Raw genomic sequence first — 21,162 nt, 5'->3', positions numbered from 1 at the left:
CACGCAGTGCCAGGACACTCCAGCCGGTGTCAGAAAGCTATTCGCTGGAGTGCATGGCCGTTATCGTAAGAACGCACACCCATTCGATCCAATACTTCGTGATTGCATCTTCAAGACGATATTCGTCTTGGAGCGTATGATCCCAAGGACGCCCACTATCATTCTGCGGAGGATCAACCATGGAGTTTCGCCAACTGCGGTACTTCCTTGCCGTCGCCGAGCACCTTCATTTCACCCTGGCCGCAGAACGGCTCGGCATTGCACAGCCGCCGTTGAGTCAGCAGATTCTTAAGCTCGAGAAGGAAATCGGCACCAAGCTTTTCATGCGCTATCCGCGTCGCGTTGAGTTGACCGAAGCGGGCGTCATCTTCAAGGAGCACGCGAAGCGGGTGCTGGACGAAGCCAACGACGCCTTGGAGCATGTCAAGAAGGCCGCTCGGGGGGAGAGCGGTCATCTCTCAATTGGATTCGCTGGCTCAACGGTGTTCCATCCGTTGGTAGCAACGACTCTTCGGCAGTTTCGCCAAAGCTACCCGGGTGTCCTGATTAAGACAGAAGAAAGCAACAGCACCGCGCTGCTGGATAAAGTCGTCAATAGCCAGATGGACTGTGCCATCGTCCGCTTACCCCTCAATTGCGCAGAGCTGCTAACAGTTCCTTTGGTCGAAGAGGAGATGGTTGCGGTATTGCCTACCGGTCATCCGTTGGGCCGATTGCGGAGCGTGGAACTCGCGCAACTCGCTTGCGACCCTTTTATCATTTTTCCCCGTTCAATCGGGCCGGACCTCTACGACTCGATCATCAGCGCCTGCCGATCGGCCGGATTTTCCCCGCGAATCGAATTGGAGTCGCCACAGCTATCTTCCACGGTGAATATGGTCGCTGCAGGTTTTGGCGTGACGTTGATTCCTGCATCTATCCGCCAGATCCATGCGGTCGGCGTCACCTATCAAAAGTTGAGGCACAAGACGTTGAAGACGACGATCGCGCTGGTTTTCAGGCCCCGGGAGAAGTCCGTGACCGTTCGGAATTTCGTGGAAAATCTGCGTATCGTTGGCCGACAAAAAAAGGAGTAACTCTGGGGACGGCGCAACAAACGGGGGAGGGGTCGTTGGCGTTGGCGGTATGGCGTAGGGCATCGTTGCTCCGGCCACGCTTGCGCCGGGTTATCTGCGAGGCGATGTTGGCAACCGCGAATCAGCAGTTAGAGGCAAACTAACTGCTTGAAAGAACAACCCTGTGTGTTGGGTAAGTCGAAGACTTGGCAGCGGACGAGTCATACGTCGCGGCGACGGTGATCGATGTTCTCCCTTTTTAGACTCAATGCTGCGGCGCAGACCATACCGAGAGCTCCTTGAGCTTTTGTTCGGTTGCCGCATCGAATTGCGCCTGAAGCCATTGCGCCGTGTCATCTGTAATGCTGCCCGAGCACAATAACCCTATAACAAAACCGTCCGCCCGTGCTCCGGCCTTTACGGCCATGATCATCGAGCCAGCTTTTTGAATTTCAGTCATGATTTTGTCTGCCTGGCGCTTCACGCCGGTGGGCATTTCTTTGCTGATATCGACCACTTTCCATACTCCACACACAAGCACTTGCTGGCTATAAGCCTTTATCCGGCGCTGTTCGCGCTCTGTTCTAGAAGAGTCCCGAGAAGCTCCAGCGTTCCAATAAATTTGGATCCAATAGGCTGGGGAGTGGGCATTGGATCGAGCGCTTGCGCGTGACGCCAATGTCGATATCAGGCGCCTGGATGACGCAATGAGGCTATTTTGGCCAGTGGTATGCCGCGTACTGTGACCCGTCATTGAGAAATGATGATCGCCTGACCCTCTGGTCAGCACGTCTTAACGTCGATCACAGAGAATAAAAAGAACGATGAATAGCCTGAGTTCCAAGGATTCGAACGGCCAACTGGCGCAGGGCTTCAAGCCGCGTCATGTCACCATGCTCTCCATCGCCGGCATTATCGGTGCTGGGTTGTTTGTCGGGTCCGGGCATGCGATTGCGGCGGCGGGCCCTGCAGTCATGCTGGCGTATTTTTTTTCCGGGCTGCTGGTGGTGCTGGTCATGCGCATGCTGGGGGAGATGGCGGTGGCCAATCCGGACACCGGCTCCTTCTCGACCTATGCCGACCAGGCCATCGGCCGCTGGGCCGGGTTTACGATTGGCTGGCTGTACTGGTGGTTCTGGGTGCTGGTGATACCGATCGAAGCCCTGGCCGCCGGGCATATCTTGAACCAGTGGTTTCCCCAGATCGACGCTTGGCTGTTCGCCTTGTTGTCGATCTTTTTGTTAGTGGTCACCAATTTGTTCAGTGTCTCCAAGTACGGAGAATTCGAGTTCTGGTTTGCCATGGCCAAGGTCGTGGCGATCATCGGCTTTATCGGCCTGGGTGGCGCCGTGCTGATGGGCTGGATTCCCGAGCGGGAGGCCAGTGGCTTGAGTCGACTGATGGAGGAGCATGGCGGTTTTGCCCCGAACGGTATGTCTGCGGTCGTGGGCGCGTTCATTACCATCATGTTCAGCTTTATCGGAACGGAGGCGGTCACCATCGCCGCAGCGGAGTCCAGCAACCCCGCGCAGAATATCGCCCGCGCCACACGTTCGGTGATGTGGCGTATCGGCGTGTTCTATGTGCTGTCGATCTTCGTGGTGATTTCCGTGGTGCCTTGGAATGACCCTTTGCTGGCGTCCGTCGGTTCCTATCAACGGGCACTGGAGTTGATGAATATTCCCCATGCCAAGTTGCTGGTCGACGGTGTCGTGCTGATTGCCGTGGCCAGTTGCATGAACTCCTCTATCTACATTGCCTCGCGTATGTTGTATTCCCTGGGCAAACGCGGCGATGCGCCCACGTTGATGAAAAAGACGTCGGCAGCCAGCGTGCCTAGGGCCGCGGTGATCGCCAGTACCGTGCTGGGGGCTGGCGTGACGTTGCTCAGCTACTTCATGCCGGCCGGGCTGTTCCAGTTCCTGCTGGCCAGTTCCGGGGCGATCGCGTTGTTGGTGTACTTGGTGATCGCCATTTCGCAACTGCGTATGCGCAAGCTTATGCAGCGCCGCAATATCACGCTGACGTTCAAGATGTGGCTGTTTCCCTGGCTGACCTGGTTGGTCATCGCCTTTATTTGCGCCGCGCTGGGGGTGATGCTGGTGACGCCAGAGCATCGTCTTGAGGTGTCTTCGACGATTGGGTTGGCGTTGCTGATTTCACTGGTGGGGGTTATCACTGCGCGCCAACCCGTGCGCGCGCAGAGCCCACTTTCGATGGTTTCGCCGCCATGAATGCACGACCTGTGACCAGCATCCTGTTTGTGTTGTTGGACCGGTTCACGCTGATCTCATTGGCGTCGGCGGTCGAGCCGCTGCGCATGGCCAACCAATTGTCGGGGCAGGAGCTCTATCGTTGGTACACCGCCAGTTTCGACGGCACGCCCATCTGGGCCAGCGACGGCGTGCCCATCACGCCGGACAGCTCGGTGGATGCCGCCCCGTCGGCCGACATTATCTTCGTGTGCGGCGGGACGGGCATTCAAAACACGGTAACCCCCGAGCTGGTCAAGTGGCTGCGCGCGCAGGCGCGTTACTCCAAACGCTTGGGCGGCATCTGTACCGGCAGTTGGGTATTGGCCAGGGCAGGGCTGTTGGATGGCTTTGAGTGCAGCGTTCACTGGGAGTGGCTGGCCGCGATGCAAGAAGCGTTTGCGCGAGTGACTGTCAGCCCAAGCTTGTTCACCCTCGACCGCGGCCGCCTCACCAGTTCAGGGGGCACGGCGCCGATGGATATGATGCTGCACTTGATCGGCCTGGATCACGGGCATGAACTGTCAGCAGCCATTTCAGACATGTTCGTCTACGAACGCATGCGCAGTGAGCAAGACCACCAGCGCATACCGCTCAAGCATATGCTGGGCACTCAGCAGCCCAAGCTGCAGGAAATCGTCACGCTGATGGAGGCGAACCTTGAGGAGCCCATCGACCTGGACCACCTGGCGGAGTATGTCCAGCTCTCTCGGCGGCAGCTTGAACGGATGTTTCAGAAGTACTTGCACTGCTCGCCGTCGCGCTATTACCTGCGGCTGCGGTTGATCCGCGCGCGCCAATTGCTCAAGCAGACGCCCATCTCTATCGTCGAATTGGCGGTGCTCTGCGGTTTTGTATCGACGCCGCACTTTTCCAAGTGTTATCGAGAATACTTCGGTGTGCCGCCCAGCGATGAGCGGTTGGCGACGCTTGAGCGCACGGTGGTGCAGAAGCCGGTGATCAACGTCGTGCGCAAGCCGATGCCCATGAGTGTGCTGGAGCAAGCACGCTCCGAGGCAACATTTGGCAGTTTCCGACGACTCAAATCCTCCCTGGGCTGACCGACGTTGGTGGTCACCGTTCGTCCAGTACTCGGCACTCGTGGGTCAGCCACTGGCTCTTATGATCAGGCGCGGGTATTCCGTGCTCAGTCACCACGGAGAGCCAACATGGATATCGATAAGAACGCACCGGGCAACCTTTCACAGCAGGCTGTCACGCGGGGCACCGACAACGAGACCGGGCATGATCCGCGCAAAGGCGACGACGCGTTGCCATTGCCACCCGATGACGAAGCGCCACTGGACGAGGATATGTCGGATGTAGATGCGGCGGATTCGGTCGCCAGTGAGCATCCGGACAACTGACGTGCTGTCTGCGGGGAGGGCACGCGCTTGCTCCCCGCATTGGCCATCGCGGGCTAGAAGCACCAGTCCTCAGCTTTTACCACCTGGCAGAACGGCCCGTGCAACGTCGCGTTGTGATGGGCCACGATATCCTTGGCCTGCAGCGCCGCGGTGTCCGCGCAGGTGTGCCCATCGGCGATCAGCACTGCATCGAAGCCAAGATCACGGGCGGCACGGCAGGTGCTGTCGACGCAGTATTGGGTTTTCATACCCGCGATCACCACGCCCGTCGCCCCGACAGACCGTAAGCTGTTCGCCAGGTCGGTCTGGGCAAAAGCATTAGGCCGCTGCTTTTCAAACACCACTTCATTGCCTGAAAGCTTCAGCTGCGGCGCCAGCCTTGTGAGCGGGCTGTCCGGCGCCATCGGCGACCCCGCGGGCCCGACGTGGCGCGCGAGAAAAACCCCAGCCCCGGCGCGACGGGCCTGATCCATCAGGCCATTGACGGTGTCGAGCATCGCCTCGCAACGCCAGGGTGTTTCCGGGCCATGAACCAGGCCGACTTGGATATCGAGTACCAACAGCGCATACATGGGTGCATCTCCTTGCGTTTGCGCCAGCAACACAAGGCACAAAAAAAGGCCCTGTCCATTGCTGGCGGGCCTTTGAAGTTCGTTGGCTATGGGCTCACGACACCTCGCACGCACCGCTTTGAGCGGTCGTGGTGAGGGTGGTCGAGGTGAGGCAATAACTTGTCATAAATCGACACTAGCAACACGGTCGCCCGCTGACAAGGGCGCAGCCGCTGGACTTCACTTATGCAAAATCGCCTGATGAATCTCCTGCAACGGCATGACGCGTTGGGCGGCGTTGAGTTTGATGGCTTCCTTGGGCATGCCGAACACCACACAGCTGGCTTCGTCCTGAGCTACCGTGGCGGCGCCGGCGTCGAGCATTTCCTTGAGGCCGCGGGCGCCGTCGTCGCCCATGCCGGTCATGATGATGCCGGTTGCGTTCTTGCCGGCAAATTTGGCCACTGAGCGAAACAGCACATCCACCGACGGCCGATGGCGATTGACCAGCGGCCCGTCAATCACCTGGGCGTGATAGAAGGCACCGCTGCGGGTGACCATGAGGTGTTTGCCGCCGGGGGCGATCAAGGCCAGGCCGGGCAGGATACGGTCGTTATTGCGCGCTTCACGCACCTCGATCTGGCACAGGCCGTTGAGGCGCTCGGCAAAGGACGCGGTGAATTTTTCCGGCATGTGCTGCACGATCACTATGCCCGGGCACACCCTCGGCAGCGCCGTGAGCACCGCTTCTAGCGCTTGGGTACCGCCAGTGGAAGTGCCGATGGCGACGATGCGTTCGGTGGTCTGGGCCATGGCCTGGCCATTGGCGGCGGGCAGGATCGCATCCGCCGTGAGCTTGCTGGCAGGGACGGGGGCTGGTGTGGGCTTGGCGATGCGCTTGCCCAGGTTCTTGACGTTGGAGTTGGCCGCCGCACGAATCGCCGCCACCAGCTCGGGGCCGGACTCGATCAGGAAGTTTTTCAGCCCGGTGGTGGGCTTGGTGATGATCTCCACGGCGCCGGCCGACAACGCCTGTAGGGAGGTTTCCGCGCCTTTCTGAGTCAGCGACGAACAGATCACCACTGGCGTGGGGCGCTCGCTCATGATCTTGCGCAAAAAAGTGATGCCGTCCATACGCGGCATCTCTACGTCCAGCACGATCACATCCGGCCATTCCCGCGCGAGCTTGTCCATGGCGAAGATCGGGTCGGAAGCCGCACCCATGACGTGGATATCCGGTGTGTCGTTGAAAATCGCCAGCAGCACCTGGCGTACCACGGCCGAGTCATCGACCAGCAGCACGCTGATTTTTTTGGTAGGCATCTTTTTCGAGTATTCCCATTGGTTGGTGCCGGACCCAGACGTTGCCGTTCCAGAGGTCGAACATAATCGTGCGATAGCCGGTACTGCCCATGTCTTGGGCCGTCAGGTGCAGGTGGTGGCGTTCTGCGAGGGCCAGTGCGGCGCGGATATTTAGGTTGGCCACGTTGTGGGCCGGTCGCTGGCGCGGTTGCTCAGGGAACATCTCGCCGCCGCCGAACACTTTGACTTGGTAATCCTGCGGCCGTGTACCGTTGGCGCGGGCGTGGCGCAGTAACAGTTCGAGGGCTTCGTCAGCGTACTTGCCATCCAGTGGCTGGCCCGTGCGGTTGCGCGCCGGCAGCATGAAATGGCACATGCCGCCGATGCGCCGCTGGGGGTGCCAGAAAGTGAACGCCACGCAGGAGCCGAGCAAGGTACGCAAACGCGTCGGGCAGGTGGCAAAGCTGACTTGGCCAGGGGCGAGCACCACTTCGGCGGCATTGGCTGGCTTTTTCATGGCTTGCGGTAAATCGACGGCGCCACCAGCTTCAACGTGTCATTCACGCCGTTGAGGCTTTCAGAGTGGCTGATGATGAAATAACCGCCGGATTTAAGCTGCGGCAACAGTCGTGCTACCACCTGGGTCTTGGTCGGCTGGTCGAAATAGATCATCACGTTGCGCAAGAAGATCACGTCGAATTCGCCCAGGCTGGGCAGGGGTTCATTAAGGTTGACCTGGACAAAACTGACGCGGTTGCGCAGCGGCTTGTCGATCAGGAGCGTACCTTCCTGGCGGCCGATGCCCTTGAGGCAGTACTTGACCAGCAGTGGCTGGGGCAGGTTGGCGGCGCGCTCCATGGGGTAGTGGCCGTTGCGCGCCTTGGCCAGCACTTGGGTGCTGATATCGGAGCCGAGCACTTCCCAAGGCGTGGTGTCCAGGCCTTCGGCCAGGGTCATGGCCAGGCTGTAGGGTTCTTCGCCCGAGGAACTGGCCGCGCTCCACACGCGGAACACCTTGCCGGGCGCGGCGTTGGGCAGCACCTGCTGGCGCAGGAAATCAAAGTGCTTGGGCTCGCGGAAAAAGTAGGTCTCGTTGGTGGTCAGCAAGTCCAGTGCAACTTGCAGCTCGCCTTTGCGCTGGTCGCTCATGATCAGCTTGAAATACTCGCCGTAGCTCTTGAGTTCATAGTGCTTGAGCCGCTTGAACAGCCGGCCGGCCACCAGGGCCTTTTTGGCCGGTGACAGGTTGATACCCGCCGCGCGATGCAGCCAGGACTGAAACTGGCCGAACTCGCGGTCATCCAGCGGGGTGGTATCAGGCATGATCGCACCTCACCGCGGGTCGAAGTCGAGGGCCGGCGCCTGGCCGGCTTCGGCAAGGCTGGACATTTCATCGATGGACAGCACCTTGTCCACCTCCAGCACAATCACAAACTTGCCCTCGACCTTGGCCATGCCGCTGATGAAGTCTGCACGAATCCGCGCGCCGAAGCTGGGCGGCGGCTCAATCTGGGTGGCCGGGATTTCCTGCACGGCGGACACGGTGTCCACCAGCAACCCGATATCCTGGGGCAGGCCGTCCTCGGTGCTGGCTTCGATAATGATCACGCATGAACGGCGGGTGATCTGCGAATTGGCCCGGCCAAAACGCGCCGACAGGTCCACCACCGGCACCACCGCGCCGCGCAGGTTGATCACCCCGCGCACGAACGCGGGCATCATCGGCACCACGGTCAGGCTGCCGTATTCGATTATTTCCTTGATCCCCAGAATGCCGATGGCGAACATCTCGCCGCCGAGCATAAAGGTCAGGTATTGCGCATCCTCGTCGACCGCGACGGCGGCCTGGCGGGTAGTCATCACTGCGCCCATCTCATTACTCCCTGTGAGCCCGGATTGATGCGTACGATCAGAAACGGGTAAATTCCGATTCGTCCGGGGCAGTGGCCATGTTGTAGGCAAAGGCCTTGCGCGCTGGCGGTTGCGCGGGGCGCGGCGGCTGGCGAGTCGGCTTGCTGCCGGCGCTGTCGACACTGCTTTGGGTGGCGGCCCTGGACGTCGTGTCGAGCACGAAGAAACTCATGGCCTGCTGCAATTGTTCGGCCTGGCTGCTCATCTCTTCGGCGGTGGCGGCCAGTTCTTCGCTGCTGGAGGCGTTCTGCTGGGTGACCTGGTTAAGCTGGGTCATCGCCGTGTTGATCTGCGCCACACCGGCGGCCTGCTCTTCGGACGCCGCGCTGATTTCCTGCACCAGGTCGGACGTTTTGTTGATCGACGGCACCATCTCATCAAGCAACTTGCCGGCTTTTTCGGCCATGTCGACGCTGCTGGAAGACAGTTCGCCGATTTCCTGAGCGGCAACCTGGCTGCGTTCGGCCAGCTTGCGCACCTCGGCGGCGACCACGGCGAAACCTTTGCCGTGCTCGCCGGCCCGTGCGGCCTCGATGGCGGCATTGAGCGCGAGCAAATTGGTCTGGTAGGCAATGTCATCGATGATGCTGATGCGCTGCGCGATCTTCTTCATCGCCACTACGGTCTGCTGCACTGACTCACCGCCGTCGGTGGCTTCCTTGGCGGCCTTGCTGGCCATGCCATCGGTGACCTTGGCGTTCTCAGTGTTCTGGTTGATGCTGGCGCTCATTTGTTCGATAGAGGCACTGGTTTCCTCGACGCTGGCCGCTTGTTCGCTGGTGGCCTGGCTCATCGATTGCGCCGTGGCGCTGACTTGCTCGGAGGCGCTGGCCAGGTTGTCTGCGGCATTTCGCACTTCGCCGATGATATGCGCCAGTTTGCCGACCATATTGCGCATGGCGTTGAGCACCATACCGGTTTCATCTTTGGCGCCCGGTTCGATCTGTGCACTGAGGTTACCTTCGGCCAATTGCTCGGCGGCGTTGGCGGCCTGCCTTAGGGGGCGAGAAATGATCCGTGCGATAAACATTGCCAGGCCCAAGCCGATCAAAAGGGCGGCGACCAAGGCCGCGATGATCGACAGACGCGAGCTTTCATACAGCGCAGAACCCTTGTCACCGGCAGCAGTGGCGCCAGCATCATTGAGCTCGACCATTTTTTGCAGGCGCGCGGTCACTTCATCGAAGTGCGTCTTGGATTCGCCCCTGAGCAGCCCGCGCGCTTGGGTTTCCTGGTTCTCCCGGGACAGCTCAAGCAACTGTTTACTGGTGGCCAGGTACGCAGCCCATCCGGTTTTCACGCTGTCCAGCAACTGCCGGTCTTCGTCATTCGATAGCAGTTGTTCATAGGTGCCCATGCGCGTCTCGAACTGCTGGCGCGCCTCGGCGGCTTCGCGTTCGGCCAGGGCCTTTTCCTCGGCGACCTCGGTGGAGATATGACGGTTCTCTTTCAAGCGGTAGTTGGCCGCAAAGAAGCGCATACCGGCCGCCGCGCGCATTGACGGCATCCAATTGCCGCGGATGTCCTGCGCGGCCTGGTTGACGCCCCCCAATTGGAGGATAGCGAAGGCACCCATGGCCGCTGTGAGCGCCAGGACCACCAGGAACGAGCTGATCAGCTTGGTGGAAATTTTTAGATCGTAAAACCATTTCATCGCGGAACCTCCATGGAATTGCAAATACGTCAGCGAGCGACGACCAGTGGCGACTGTGGCGCCTGGGCTGTGCGAGCTTCCATTTGTACGAGTTGGTTGAGCAGGGCCGGCACATCCAGGATCAGGGCCACGGCCCCGCTGCCCAGAATGGTCGAGCCGCTGATGCCGCGCAGTGCGCCAAACAGCTTGCCCAAGGGTTTGATCACGGTCTGGAACTCACCGAGCAGGTCGTCCACCACTAGCCCGGCCTTGTGCTCGGCATAACGCACCACCACCACGTTCTGGCGCCGGGCGGCGGGGCCTTCGTGGTTGAAGTGGTCGCGCAGGTGTACCAATGGCAGCACCTCGCCGCGCAGGTCCAGATAGCCTTGTTCGCGGCTGGAGTCGCGCTGTGGTTCGTCCAGTTCGATGCATTCCTGAACCATGTCCAGGGGAATCACATAAGTGGCCTGGTCGATGCCGACCAGGAAGCCATTGATGATTGCCAGGGTCAGCGGCAGCCGAATGCGCACCACCGTGCCCTGGCCGGGGCGGCTGTCCAGATCTACAGTGCCGCGCAGCAGCGTGATGTTGCGCTTGACCACGTCCATGCCAACGCCGCGCCCGGACAGGTTGGTCACCGCCTCGGCCGTGGAGAAGCCCGCTTCGAAAATCAGGTTGTAAATTTCCTGATCGGACAGCACCGCACCGCTGGCCACCAACCCGCGTTCCTGGGCTTTTTCCAGAATGCGTTCGCGGTTGAGCCCGGCGCCGTCGTCGGCGATTTCGATGACGATGCTGCCGGAGTCGTGATAGGCATTGAGGCTCAGATGGCCCTTGCTCGACTTGCCCGCCGCACGCCGCGCCTCGGCGCTTTCGATGCCGTGGTCCATGGCGTTGCGCAGCAGGTGCATCAGCGGATCGCCGATCTTCTCCACCACGGTCTTGTCCAGCTCGGTCTCCGCACCACTGATCAGCAGGTCGATGTCCTTGCCCAACTCCTGGCTGACGTCGCGCACCACGCGGCGGAAACGGTTGAAGGTGTCGCCGATGGGGATCATGCGCAGATGCAGGGCGCCATCGAGGATTTCTTCCACCAGCCCCGACACCGTTGACGTGGCTTCATGCAGTGGGTCGTGGTTGCAGGAGCGCGCCAACAGGCTCGCGCCGGCGCTGGCGATCACTAACTCACCGACCAGGTTGATCAACTCATCGAGCTTGTCGGCATTGACCCGTACATAGTTGCCATCTCGGGGTTTGGCCTCGCTGGCCGTCGCCACGCGCTGGGGCGCGGTGCTCCGGTGAGTGGGTTCGGCCTGGGTAACCAGCTCGGTGCCGGTGCTCGCCAGGTTGATGGGCGCTTCATCGACGGCCGTGATCTGCACCTCACACTCGTCGCGCACAAAGTCGAACACTTCGTTGAGGGTGGCGTGGCTGGCAGTGGAACGCAGGTCGATATCGAAGCCCAGGTAGCAGCTTTCCGGGTCAAAGCTTTCCAGCGCCGGGATGCTGTCGGTGAGGGTGTCGACCTGCACCATTTGCCCCAGGGTTTGGAGGTAGCGCAGGAACGACAGCGGGTCCATGCCATTGCGGTACACGTCCGCGCCGAAGCGCAGAGAAATATGCCACAGCACTTCGGCTGACTCGCCGTCGGCCGCCTTAGCGGTTACGGCGTCGGCGGTGGTGGCGTGAAGCGGGTGGTAGACACCCAGCGCCTCGCGCAAAGCCTCACCGCGCTGCAAGGCGGCGGGTGTAAGGGCTTCACCACGACTGGCAACCACGTCAATCAGTTCGAGCATGTGGTCGCCGCACTTGAGCAGCAGGGCGATCAAGTCGGCATCCACCGCGATATCGCCGTCGCGCAGGCGATCCAGCACATCTTCGACGATATGCGTGAACCCCACGATCGGCGCCAGGCCGAACAGCCCGGCTGAGCCTTTGATGGTATGCGCGGCGCGGAATATCGCACCGATGGCGTCTTGATCGTCGGGTTCGTTCTCCAGTTGCAGCAGGGATTGCTCCATGGCCTGCAACAGTTCGCGGGCCTCCACGATGAAGGTCTGCTGTGCCTGATCGAGATTGATGCTCACCTGGACTTTCCTTGTCGATCAATGAACGGTGGCGCCGCCTACAACGCGGCGCCGCGACAGAGTTGCAGTGTTTGCGTGACGGCCTGGCTCTGGCCAGTCAGGCTCAGGGCCGTGCCGTTGATGCCGGCTTCGCGCTCGATCACCGCGAGCAGTTGCAGGCCGGCGCCATCCATCTCAGTGACCTGTGACAGGTCTAGCTCAAGGCGGGCCGCGGCGCCAACCTGCGGCAGCAGCGCGGCGGCCAGCTCGGCGACGGTGTAGATCGTCAGCTCGCCTTCAATGCCCACGCGGGCCGTGTCGTCAGTGGTTTCGTGGGTGATGGACATGCCAGCCTCCCCGGATCACGGCAGAATCAGCTTGGACACCGCCGCGAGCATCTGCGCCGGCTGGAACGGCTTGACCACCCAGGCCTTGGCGCCCGCGGCCTGGCCTTCGGCTTTTTTCGATTCCTGGGACTCGGTGGTCAGCATGATGATCGGCGTGAACTTGTAGTTGGCCAGCTTCTTCACCTCTTTGACAAAGGTGATGCCGTCCATATTGGGCATATTCACGTCGCTGATGATCAGGTGCACTTTCTGCCCGTTGAGTTTGCCCAGGGCGTCCTTGCCATCGCTGGCCTCGATCACGTCGTAACCGGCGCTTTTCAAGGCAATACCGACCACTTGCCGCACGCTACTGGAGTCGTCGACCACTAATACACTTTTCGCCATGATGGGCTCCTAAAAGAAAGTGATGTCTTGGGAATTCTGCTGCGCGGCGTCGTTGCCATGGTGCGTGCGCCGCTGCTCGTCGGTGGCGTAGGTGGACTCCATACTGGCCAGCCATTGTCGGGCGTCGATGCTCACGGCCTGGTCCGGCGCTTGTCTGGCCTGACGCAAGTGATCGTGCAAGGCGTTCATGTTGTCGCGCACATGGCTGAGAATCTGGCTGACCCGGTCCTGGAACTGCAGGTTGACCAGCACGTCGGTCATTTCGTCGCGGATGCCGTAGCTTTCCTGCTTGAGCAGGTCGGCGGACTCGGCCAGGCACCCGGTGATGTTCTGGAAGCGCTCAAGCACCAGTTGGATGCTTTGCTCGGACGCGCCGACGGAGTTGCTGTCCTGATCGGCGCTGGTGGAGGCGGCCTGCACCAGTTGAGTAATGGCGTTGTTGATAATGTCGACCTTGGCCGACATTTGCTGGCCGGTCTCGCTGGACTTGCTCGACAGGCTGCGCACCGCATCGGCCACCACCGCAAAACCGCGCCCGGCTTCACCGGCACGGGCCGCTTCGATCGCGGCATTCAGCGCCAGCAGGTTGGTCTGCGCGGCAATCGCGGCGACGTCGGCGGCCATGGTGCGTAATTCGCCGGTGTAGGCGGTAAGGCCGCGTACTTGCGCCAGGGTCTGGTCGCGGCTGGATTGGGTGGCCTTAAGTGAGTCGATCACCTGGCTCAATTCGCTGTCACTGCGTGCCAGCACCTTGAGCGCGCCGTCGGCGGCTTGCCCATCCAATTCACCGGCTGCGTGCTGTGAAGCCTGGACAGTTTCCTGCAAGCGTGCGGCGATCCCAGTGAAACGATTCGCCAGGCTGACAATGGCTTCCTCGGTCTGCTGGCGTGAGCTTTCCACCTGTTTGGCCCAGATCGGCATGGCGCCCAGCAACACCTCATCGAGTTGCGCCCGCGCCGCCTGGCTGTTGTGCGCTGCGTCGGCATCGGCCTGATTGGCCAACGTGCTCGATGTCGCGCGCCATAGGGCATCGCGCTGAGATTTCGCGCTCCAGGCGCAGGCCCCAAGACCGACCAGCACCAACGCTGCACACGCGACGAGGTTGGCCGGGGAGGTTGACTGGATGAGGATCCAGATCACCGCAGGCACCACGGGAATGAAAGCGAACCAACGAAAACGCGGATGACCGGTGAGGGAAGTGCGGCTGGAAGGAGGCGGGGTCATAGTTCGATCCTTGAACAGTACTGCGGATATAAACAACATAGGGGTTATCTGCCCTATGTGCCGCAACTTTAGACTCGGCAGTGTGCCTTCCGTCTGGTTTATGACCAGCAGGTGACGGACGGTTATGTCTAAATGCCACTATTATGAACTGTAGCCTAGAGTGAGGTATTTGGGCGGTTTCAATGGCGAGATTATTCAATGAGCTTGGCTTTATCATGAGCTAACGTTCATGCAACGCCCTCTGATGACTCGCTGGATACGCCCTGATGAGAGACCTGCCACCCACCGCGACACTCCGCGCTTTTGAAGTCGCTACCCGCCACCCGACCTTTACTGCCGCCGCGCAGGAACTGCATGTGACTCAAAGCGCCGTCAGTCACCAGCTCAAGCATCTTGAGGCGCTGTGGGGCGTGCAGTTGTTCGAGCGTGGCAAGGCGCTACGCCTGACCGCGGCGGGCGCTACCCTGGCGCCTATCGTGCGCGAGTTTTTTTTGAGCCTGGAGGCGACGCTCAGCGACCTGCGCGAGCAGAAGGGCAGGGTTCGGTTCAGCGTCAGCACTACCTATTCCTTTGCGCTGAAATGGCTGCTGCCACGCCTGCCGAACCTCTCTCGCCTGCACCCCGAGCTGCTGGTGTCGTTGGACACCACGGATGCCATTATTCATTTCTCCAACGCCCAGGCAGACGTCGCGATCAGGCTGGGCAAGGGCAGTTACCCTGGCCTGTATTCAGAGTTCTTGTTCGGGGAACAGGTATTTCCCGTGGCCAGTCCCGAATTGCTGCGCCGCGTCGGGACACCGCTGAGCCCCGCCGAGTTGTTGCATTTTCCGCTGTTGGCCCGTGATGGCGCAGAACTGGCGCCCAAATGGGAGGCGTGGTTCGAGGCGCTGGGCCTGGTGTATCTGCCGCTTAGGGAAAGTGTCAGATTCGGCGATACCAACATGACGGTCGAGGCGGCATTGCTTGGCCAAGGCGTGGCATTGGTGCGCAGCGGGCATGTCGAGAAGGAAATCAGCGACGGCCGTCTGGTGCGGCTATTCGACGTGCATTTTCCATCACCGCTGGCTTATTACTTCGTGTGCCCCAAAGGCGTCGAAACGTTGCCGCACATCGTCAGCTTTCGCCAATGGTTACTGAGTGAGGCGCTGAAAGTGCGGGACGTGAAGGCGCCCATGATGAGTGTTCATTCATGCCTCGATGAGGAGACTTCGCTGTAGTCCCGACATCGGCGTAAATAGAATGAGGCATGCCTATTCATCTGGTCTGCCTCGTCCTTTTCGCCGCGCTCCTGCATGCCAGCTGGAATGCACTGCTGCGCAGCGGTGCCGATCGGCTGTGGTCCATGACGGTGATGTGCATGGCCATCGCCATCACCTGCGCGGTCGCTGCCGTCTTTATGGTGCCGCCTGCGGTGGAAAGTTGGCGCTATGCGCTGCTGTCGGGGCTGCTGCATGTGGGCTACAACTTGTTCCTGGTGCGCAGTTACCGGGTCGGCGACCTGGGGCAGATCTATCCGATTTCCCGTGGTTCTTCGCCGGTGCTGATCGCCCTCGGGGCCGCCGTTTTTGCCGGGGAAACCATCGCTCCTGGCCAGTTGCTCGGTATTGCGTTGGTCTCGGGTGGGATTATTTCGCTGGCGTTCAAAGGGCGCCGGATTTCGGTCCCCAGCCTGCCCTATGCCCTGGGCACAGGCTGCTTTATCGCCGCCTACAGTGTTGTCGATGGCATCGGCGCCAGGCTCTCCGGCGCGCCAATGGCCTACACCGTCTGGATGAGCGCCCTCTGGGGTGTGCTGATGCCCATGGTTTACATCGCTCTGCGCGATACCCGCAGCCTGTTCCGCGCGCGGCCCGGCACCCTGACGGCGGTGCTCGGCGGGCTGGTCTCTTTGCTCGCCTATGCCATGGTCGTCTACGCCATGAACGAAGCGCCCTTGGGCGCAGTATCCGCATTGCGCGAAACCAGCGTGTTGTTCGCAGCATTGATTGGCTACGGGTTCCTCGGCGAGGCGCTGACTGCGCGCCGCATTCTGGCGTGCGTGGTGATCGCCTGCGGCGCCATCATCATCGGCTGACTCGGCCAATCACCTAGAGAGGGATTCACCATGACCACTGTTTCGCAGGCCCCTTTGATCCTGATAACCGGCGGCAGTCGCGGGGTGGGTGCCGCCACCGCCCGGCTGGCGGCCCAACGAGGGTATGACGTGGCCATCAGCTACGTCAGCAACGAGTCCGCAGCGCAGGCGGTGGTTGCGGATGTGCAGTTATTGGGACGCAAGGCCTTGGCCACGCGCGCCGACAGTGCGGATCCGCGCCAGGTGGCCGATCTATTCGAAGCCATCGACCGTGAGTTCGGGCGCATCGACGTCCTGGTCAATAACGCCGGGGTACTGGCGCTGCAATCACGGGTGGAGGCTCTCGACTTCGAGCGGATGCAGCGCATCTTCGCTGTCAACGCCATCGGGCCGATACTCTGTGCCCAACAGGCGGTACGGCGCATGTCCTATCGGCATAATGGCCCTGGTGGGGTGGTCATTAATGTCTCTTCGGCATCGGCCCGACTTGGCAGCCCCAATGAATACGTGGACTACGCGGCCTCCAAGGGCGCCCTCGAAACGTTCACCATCGGGCTGGCTAAAGAGGTGGCGCGGGAAGGCATACGCGTCAACGGTATTCGCCCCGGGCATATCTACACCGAGATGCACGCCAGTGGCGGTGAGCCTGGGCGGGTCGATCGCGTCAAGGACTCAATCCCCATGGGGCGTGGCGGCCAGCCGGAAGAAGTGGCACGGGCGATTCTATGGCTGGCGGGCGCGGAGGCGTCTTTCGTAACCGGCACCTTTCTCGATGTGACCGGGGGTAAATAAAGCAGGGGGCGGCGCTGGCGCGAATGTCCCATAAGCGGCTGCTCATCACCTGTTGAAGGAACCGTCTCGCTCACGGCTGTGTCCATGTGCTGTCGCCACCTGTCAGCACTGGCCCCGAGATATCTAGCCGTTATGGAGCAAATGCGCGCGCATGTTTGAACACCTCGACCTTAATCACCTGCTGGCCACCTATGGTTACTTGGCCGTTTTTGTCGGCTGCCTACTGGAAGGCGAAACCATTCTGATACTGGGAGGCGTCGCGGCGCATCAGCAGGTGCTCAAGTTGCTTCCCGTGATCGCCTACGCCAGTCTCGCCGGCATGTTGGGGGACCAATTGCTGTTCTGGGCGGGGCGCTATTTCGGCGACCGTTTGTTGCCGCGCTTACATAAAAAACAAGCGGCCATCGACAAGATCACAACGTTGATCCATCGGTACCCCACGGTGTCGATTTTTTCGGTGCGCTTTCTCTATGGCATGCGTTTGTTGGGGCCGATGGTGATTGGCGCGAGCAGGATTTCACCGCTCAAGTTTGCCTGCATCAATGCGGTGGGCGCGCTGGTCTGGGCCACGCTGTTTGCCAGTGCCGGGTATTGGGCTGGGGAGTTTTTGCAACGCGTCTTGGGCGACTTGAAACCTTATCGACTGCCCATTGCACTAGGCGTCGTCGGCGTGGTGGTGGCTGTGGGGCTGATACGCCATTACCGATCCAGGCGCAAGCAACCCTGACTCGCGGCTTCTAGGGTTAAAGCCAATCCAGTCATTACTGGCATAATGCCGTTTTCCCGTTCAACCGGATGCATGGACGCTATGTTAAAGACCCTGACGCTTCTGGTGCTGTTGAGCACCATCATGGGCTGTAAAAGCCTGACCCGACCCGCCGATTACGACTCATCGATGACTGGCTTTCGCTGCATGTGGATTGCCGGCCAGAAACCGTTTGAGCGCGACAATCTGCGCTATATCGAGCGCTATGCCGAGTATGGCAATGCTACGTGCATGGCGATCTTGGGCAAGCTGTATCAGGAGGGTGGCTATGGGGTCGATCAAGACTTTCGCGAGGCCCACGCCTTGTTTGTCGAAGCCGCCAAGTTAGACCCGGCTGTCAATGTGCTGCTCGGGCAGATGGCCGAGCGCGGCGAAGGTGAGCCAGTGGATTACGCCAGGGCGCGTACGTTCTACCGTCTTTCCGGTAAGAACGCTGCGCTGCCGTTGGGGCGTTTGATGGAGGAGGGCAAAGGAGGGCCGCAGGACCTGCCTGGCGCCCTGGCCTTATATCTGGAGGCCTCCGAACGCTGTGGCGATGAGGCCTGGCTGGCGATGAACCGTTTGCGTAAAGCCGGCCAGCCGCTCACTGAGGTTCAGGCCAAACGTTATCAGCAGATGTGGCTGAGCAGCTTCGTCAATTTACAAAAGCGGCGGATGGCAGTGGGTGAAGTGTTCGAGGCCGTTGACGCCACCGGCGAGGCCAAGCGCGTCACGCTGTCCTACCGCTTCAAGTCAGACAGTGGCGCCCCTCAGGTGACAATGGTCGAGCCCTCGGGGGATGCCAATGTGGATCAGTGGGTCATGAGGGCCGCCGCGCGGGTGACCATGGGCGAATCCGCGCCCTTGACGGACAGCTCGGGGGAGCTGGAAATCAAGGCGCCGCTGCTTTTCACGGTGCAGGACCCGCAGCACAAGCCTTACCGGAATTGGCTATGCGGCCGTAAGCCCTGCAGTTGATCGTCCAGCGTTGACCAAGGGCATGCTCAGGGTTTGTTGCGTCGGCAGCGCTCCGAGCAATAACGTACCTCGTCCCAGCAACGCGCCCACTTCTTTCTCCAGGTGAAAGGCAGGCCACATGTGGCGCAGGTCTTGACTGGCAGATCACTCTTTTTCATGGCTCTTACGGCTTTGGAATTAGCAAATAAATGAACTATGGCAGCGTAAAGCTTTTCCATGTTTAAACAACTTTGCTATTGCCGGCTCACGTCGGCTGAATCCACAGTGCAACCCGCCCGTAGAGCCGCCCATGACTGATTCCAGCCTCAGCAACGCTTCGCCTTCCAAGCCGTCACTGCGCCGCGCCGTCACCGGACCGATGCTGTTTTTGTTCATCCTTGGCGATGTGCTGGGCGCCGGTGTCTATGCGTTGGCTGGCACCATTGCCGGCCAAGTGGGCGGGGCGATCTGGGTGCCGCTGCTGGTGGCGTTGTTCTTCGCCATGCTCACCGCCGGCTCGTACGCGGAACTGGTAACCAAATACCCCCACGCCGGCGCCGCGTCGGTGTTTGCCGAGAAGGCGTTCAAGTCGCCGCTGGTTTCGTTTCTGGTGGGCTTCAGTATGCTCGCGGCCGCGGTCACCAGTGCGGCGGGGCTGTCCCTGGCGTTTACCGGCGACTATCTGGCGGCGTTTTTTGAGGTGCCACCGACCTTGGCGGCCTTGGTGTTCCTGGCGGTGATCGCATTGCTCAATGCGCGTGGTATCAAAGAGTCCCTGGGCGCCAATATGGTCATGACCTGTATTGAGTTGTCTGGGTTGTTGCTGGTGGTGATAGCGGCGGCCTGGTGTTTCCAGGCCGGTGAGGCGAACCTGGGGCGCGCCGTAGAATTCAAGCCTGGCGTGAACCCAATGCTCGCGGTATTGGGGGCGGCATTGTTGGCGTTCTATTCGTTTGTCGGCTTTGAGACCTCGGCCAACCTGGCGGAAGAAATCCGTAACGTGCGCACCGTGTATCCGCGCGCACTGTTCGCCGCATTGATCACCGCCGGTATCGTGTACATGGCGGTCGGAGTCGCTGCCTCCGTGGTGCTGCCGACGGACCGACTGATGGCTACCTCAGCGCCGCTGCTGGAAGTGGTGCGGGCTTCGGGCCTGAACATTCCGCCCCAACTATTCGCCTTCATTGCCCTGGTGGCGGTTGCCAACGGCGCACTGCTGACGATGATCATGGCCAGCCGCCTGGCGTACGGAATGGCTCGCATGGGGTTGCTGCCGGCGCCATTGTCGCGGGTTCTGCCCAAACGCCGTACGCCGCTGGTGGCGATCTTGGCCACCAGCGGCGTCGCCATGGCTCTGACCGCCACCGGCACGCTCGCGGCCCTGGCCGAAACGGTGGTGCTGCTGCTGTTGTTTGTGTTCCTCAGCACTAATCTGGCCGTGCTGGTGCTACGTCGGGACCGTGTCGACAGGGATCACTTCCGCGTGCCGATCTGGGTGCCGGTGCTAGCGATCATGTCGTGCCTGGTTCTGCTCAGCCAGCAAAGCCTCGACACCTGGCTGCGGGGCGGTGCGCTGATGCTGCTTGGGGTTATGTTGTATGGCTGCAACCGTCTGGCGACGCCCGTTGCATCACCGAGCTAAAGAGATATAGGTCACCTTGTGCTGGTGCGGCGGGTACGTTTGTGCGTCCGCGGCTTGGCACTGATTTCAATCCACACAGGCGCATGGTCACTGGCATGTTCTTCGTTGCGCACCCAGGCATCGACGCCTGCGTTTTTAAGGCGCGAGGCCAGCACCGGGTTGAGCAAGAGATGATCGATGCGCAAGCCGGAATTCGTCTGCCAATGCTGACGGAAGTAATCCCAGAACGTGTATACGCGCTCATCGGGATACAGGTGCCGTAACGAGTCGACCCAACCTTGATCCAGCAGCTTCTGGTAGCACGCGCGGGTTTCCGGCTGAAGGAGCGCATCTTTGAGCCATGAGCGAGTGTTGTAGATATCCAGATCGGTGGGCACCACGTTGTAATCCCCGGCCAGCACCACCGGGTGCTCGCTGCTTTGTAAGGTTTGGGCGTGTTGGATCAACTGTTCGAACCAGTGCAGTTTGTAGTCGAATTTCGGCCCAGGCTGCGGGTTGCCGTTGGGCAAGTACAGGCAGCCGACGACCACGCCCAGCACCGCCGCTTCCAGGTAGCGGGCCTGGGGATCGTTATCGGCCCCTGGCAAACCTCGATGAATCAGCAGCGGCTCGGCGTCGCGCGCCAGGATAGCCACCCCGTTCCATGCAGCTTGCCCATGGTGCACGGAGCCGTATCCGACGTGCTCCAGCGCCTCGGCAGGAAAGGCGTTGTCCTGCGCTTTCAACTCCTGCAGGCAGACGATGTCCGGACGTTCCCGCTCCAGCCACCGCAACAGGTTTGGCAGCCGCGCGCTGATGCCATTGACATTGAATGTAGCGATCTTGAGAGGGTGCATGGCCAGGCTCCTCAACCGGTG

Annotated in this window: 23 protein-coding genes; 10 read left to right on the top strand and 13 right to left on the bottom strand. The window is 60.8% G+C overall.

Annotation, left to right across the window (positions count from 1 at the left end):
• Window positions 1-179 precede the first annotated feature (179 nt).
• Complete coding sequence (locus ABX75_RS18275) at window positions 180-1,076, top strand: LysR family transcriptional regulator (RefSeq protein WP_034097631.1); 897 nt, start codon at window positions 180-182, stop codon at window positions 1,074-1,076.
• 244 nt (window positions 1,077-1,320) lie between these two features.
• Here ABX75_RS18275 and ABX75_RS18270 read toward each other — a convergent pair whose 3' ends face one another.
• The gene (locus ABX75_RS18270; protein WP_244192377.1) at window positions 1,321-1,572 is read right to left on the bottom strand and encodes a hypothetical protein; all 252 of its coding nucleotides are present in this window, start codon (window positions 1,570-1,572) and stop codon (window positions 1,321-1,323) included.
• Window positions 1,573-1,879: 307 nt separating this feature from the next.
• Between ABX75_RS18270 and gabP the strand changes: the two genes are divergently transcribed.
• The 3 genes from gabP to ABX75_RS18255 all read left to right on the top strand — a co-directional run bounded on the left by gabP (window position 1,880) and on the right by ABX75_RS18255 (window position 4,674).
• Entirely contained in the window at window positions 1,880-3,289 is a 1,410-nt protein-coding gene (gene gabP, locus ABX75_RS18265) for a GABA permease (RefSeq protein WP_047882417.1), read from the top strand.
• Entirely contained in the window at window positions 3,286-4,368 is a 1,083-nt protein-coding gene (locus tag ABX75_RS18260) for a GlxA family transcriptional regulator (protein WP_034097633.1), read from the top strand. The genes gabP and ABX75_RS18260 overlap by 4 nt, the downstream gene beginning before the upstream one ends.
• Before the next feature lie 108 nt (window positions 4,369-4,476).
• Entirely contained in the window at window positions 4,477-4,674 is a 198-nt protein-coding gene (locus tag ABX75_RS18255; protein WP_047882416.1) for a hypothetical protein, read from the top strand.
• 53 nt (window positions 4,675-4,727) lie between these two features.
• Here the strand turns inward: ABX75_RS18255 and ABX75_RS18250 are convergent, their stop codons facing one another.
• The 10 genes from ABX75_RS18250 to ABX75_RS18205 form a co-directional block, all read right to left on the bottom strand.
• The gene (locus tag ABX75_RS18250; protein ID WP_047882415.1) at window positions 4,728-5,246 is read right to left on the bottom strand and encodes an isochorismatase family protein; all 519 of its coding nucleotides are present in this window, start codon (window positions 5,244-5,246) and stop codon (window positions 4,728-4,730) included.
• Between the two features lie 219 nt (window positions 5,247-5,465).
• Window positions 5,466-6,548: a chemotaxis response regulator protein-glutamate methylesterase gene (locus ABX75_RS18245; protein WP_034138321.1), complete on the bottom strand. Its 1,083-nt coding sequence runs from the start codon at window positions 6,546-6,548 to the stop codon at window positions 5,466-5,468.
• Window positions 6,511-7,044, bottom strand: a complete 534-nt coding sequence (gene cheD, locus ABX75_RS18240; RefSeq protein ID WP_034097638.1) for a chemoreceptor glutamine deamidase CheD — start codon at window positions 7,042-7,044, stop codon at window positions 6,511-6,513. The genes ABX75_RS18245 and cheD overlap by 38 nt, the downstream gene beginning before the upstream one ends.
• A complete protein-coding gene (locus ABX75_RS18235) occupies window positions 7,041-7,850 on the bottom strand; it encodes a protein-glutamate O-methyltransferase CheR (protein ID WP_034097641.1) in 810 nt (269 codons plus the stop codon). Before ABX75_RS18235 ends, cheD begins: the two co-directional genes overlap by 4 nt.
• A gap of 9 nt (window positions 7,851-7,859) precedes the next feature.
• Window positions 7,860-8,399 carry a chemotaxis protein CheW gene (locus tag ABX75_RS18230; protein WP_034097643.1) on the bottom strand — a complete coding sequence of 180 codons (540 nt, stop codon included), beginning with the start codon at window positions 8,397-8,399 and terminating at the stop codon, window positions 7,860-7,862.
• A gap of 37 nt (window positions 8,400-8,436) precedes the next feature.
• Window positions 8,437-10,092: a methyl-accepting chemotaxis protein gene (locus ABX75_RS18225; RefSeq protein ID WP_047882414.1), complete on the bottom strand. Its 1,656-nt coding sequence runs from the start codon at window positions 10,090-10,092 to the stop codon at window positions 8,437-8,439.
• A gap of 29 nt (window positions 10,093-10,121) precedes the next feature.
• Entirely contained in the window at window positions 10,122-12,161 is a 2,040-nt protein-coding gene (locus ABX75_RS18220) for a chemotaxis protein CheA (RefSeq protein WP_047882413.1), read from the bottom strand.
• Between the two features lie 38 nt (window positions 12,162-12,199).
• Window positions 12,200-12,487: a lipid asymmetry maintenance protein MlaB gene (locus ABX75_RS18215; protein WP_034097649.1), complete on the bottom strand. Its 288-nt coding sequence runs from the start codon at window positions 12,485-12,487 to the stop codon at window positions 12,200-12,202.
• A gap of 15 nt (window positions 12,488-12,502) precedes the next feature.
• Entirely contained in the window at window positions 12,503-12,871 is a 369-nt protein-coding gene (locus ABX75_RS18210; RefSeq protein WP_034097651.1) for a response regulator, read from the bottom strand.
• Between the two features lie 9 nt (window positions 12,872-12,880).
• Window positions 12,881-13,792, bottom strand: a complete 912-nt coding sequence (locus ABX75_RS18205; protein ID WP_371264000.1) for a methyl-accepting chemotaxis protein — start codon at window positions 13,790-13,792, stop codon at window positions 12,881-12,883.
• 569 nt (window positions 13,793-14,361) lie between these two features.
• Here ABX75_RS18205 and gcvA point away from each other — a divergent pair.
• The 5 genes from gcvA to ABX75_RS18180 all read left to right on the top strand — a co-directional run bounded on the left by gcvA (window position 14,362) and on the right by ABX75_RS18180 (window position 18,684).
• The gene (gcvA, locus tag ABX75_RS18200; RefSeq protein ID WP_047882411.1) at window positions 14,362-15,312 is read left to right on the top strand and encodes a transcriptional regulator GcvA; all 951 of its coding nucleotides are present in this window, start codon (window positions 14,362-14,364) and stop codon (window positions 15,310-15,312) included.
• Window positions 15,313-15,341: 29 nt separating this feature from the next.
• Window positions 15,342-16,169, top strand: a complete 828-nt coding sequence (locus ABX75_RS18195; protein ID WP_047882410.1) for a DMT family transporter — start codon at window positions 15,342-15,344, stop codon at window positions 16,167-16,169.
• Between the two features lie 30 nt (window positions 16,170-16,199).
• Window positions 16,200-16,961, top strand: coding sequence for an SDR family oxidoreductase (locus ABX75_RS18190; RefSeq protein WP_047882409.1), 762 nt, complete (start codon window positions 16,200-16,202; stop codon window positions 16,959-16,961).
• A gap of 151 nt (window positions 16,962-17,112) precedes the next feature.
• The gene (locus ABX75_RS18185) at window positions 17,113-17,688 is read left to right on the top strand and encodes a DedA family protein (protein ID WP_047882408.1); all 576 of its coding nucleotides are present in this window, start codon (window positions 17,113-17,115) and stop codon (window positions 17,686-17,688) included.
• 81 nt (window positions 17,689-17,769) lie between these two features.
• A complete protein-coding gene (locus tag ABX75_RS18180; protein WP_177329695.1) occupies window positions 17,770-18,684 on the top strand; it encodes a tetratricopeptide repeat protein in 915 nt (304 codons plus the stop codon).
• Window positions 18,685-18,710: 26 nt separating this feature from the next.
• Here ABX75_RS18180 and ABX75_RS28575 read toward each other — a convergent pair whose 3' ends face one another.
• Window positions 18,711-18,842, bottom strand: coding sequence for a DUF2256 domain-containing protein (locus tag ABX75_RS28575; protein ID WP_082036879.1), 132 nt, complete (start codon window positions 18,840-18,842; stop codon window positions 18,711-18,713).
• 131 nt (window positions 18,843-18,973) lie between these two features.
• Between ABX75_RS28575 and ABX75_RS18175 the strand changes: the two genes are divergently transcribed.
• On the top strand, window positions 18,974-20,305 hold the full coding sequence (locus tag ABX75_RS18175; protein ID WP_034113609.1) for an APC family permease: 1,332 nt from the start codon (window positions 18,974-18,976) through the stop codon (window positions 20,303-20,305).
• An 11-nt stretch (window positions 20,306-20,316) separates the two neighbouring features.
• On the opposite strand, the gene xth is transcribed toward ABX75_RS18175, so the two are convergent.
• A complete protein-coding gene (gene xth, locus ABX75_RS18170; protein ID WP_034097665.1) occupies window positions 20,317-21,141 on the bottom strand; it encodes an exodeoxyribonuclease III in 825 nt (274 codons plus the stop codon).
• Between the last annotated feature and the right edge of the window lie 21 nt (window positions 21,142-21,162).

This window comes from Pseudomonas sp. ARP3 (assembly GCF_001029595.1).
In the GTDB taxonomy this organism is placed as follows: domain Bacteria; phylum Pseudomonadota; class Gammaproteobacteria; order Pseudomonadales; family Pseudomonadaceae; genus Aquipseudomonas; species Aquipseudomonas rhodesiae.
The sequence above is the reverse complement of the archived record's forward strand: the minus strand, read 5'-3'. Positions and strand labels throughout refer to the sequence as shown.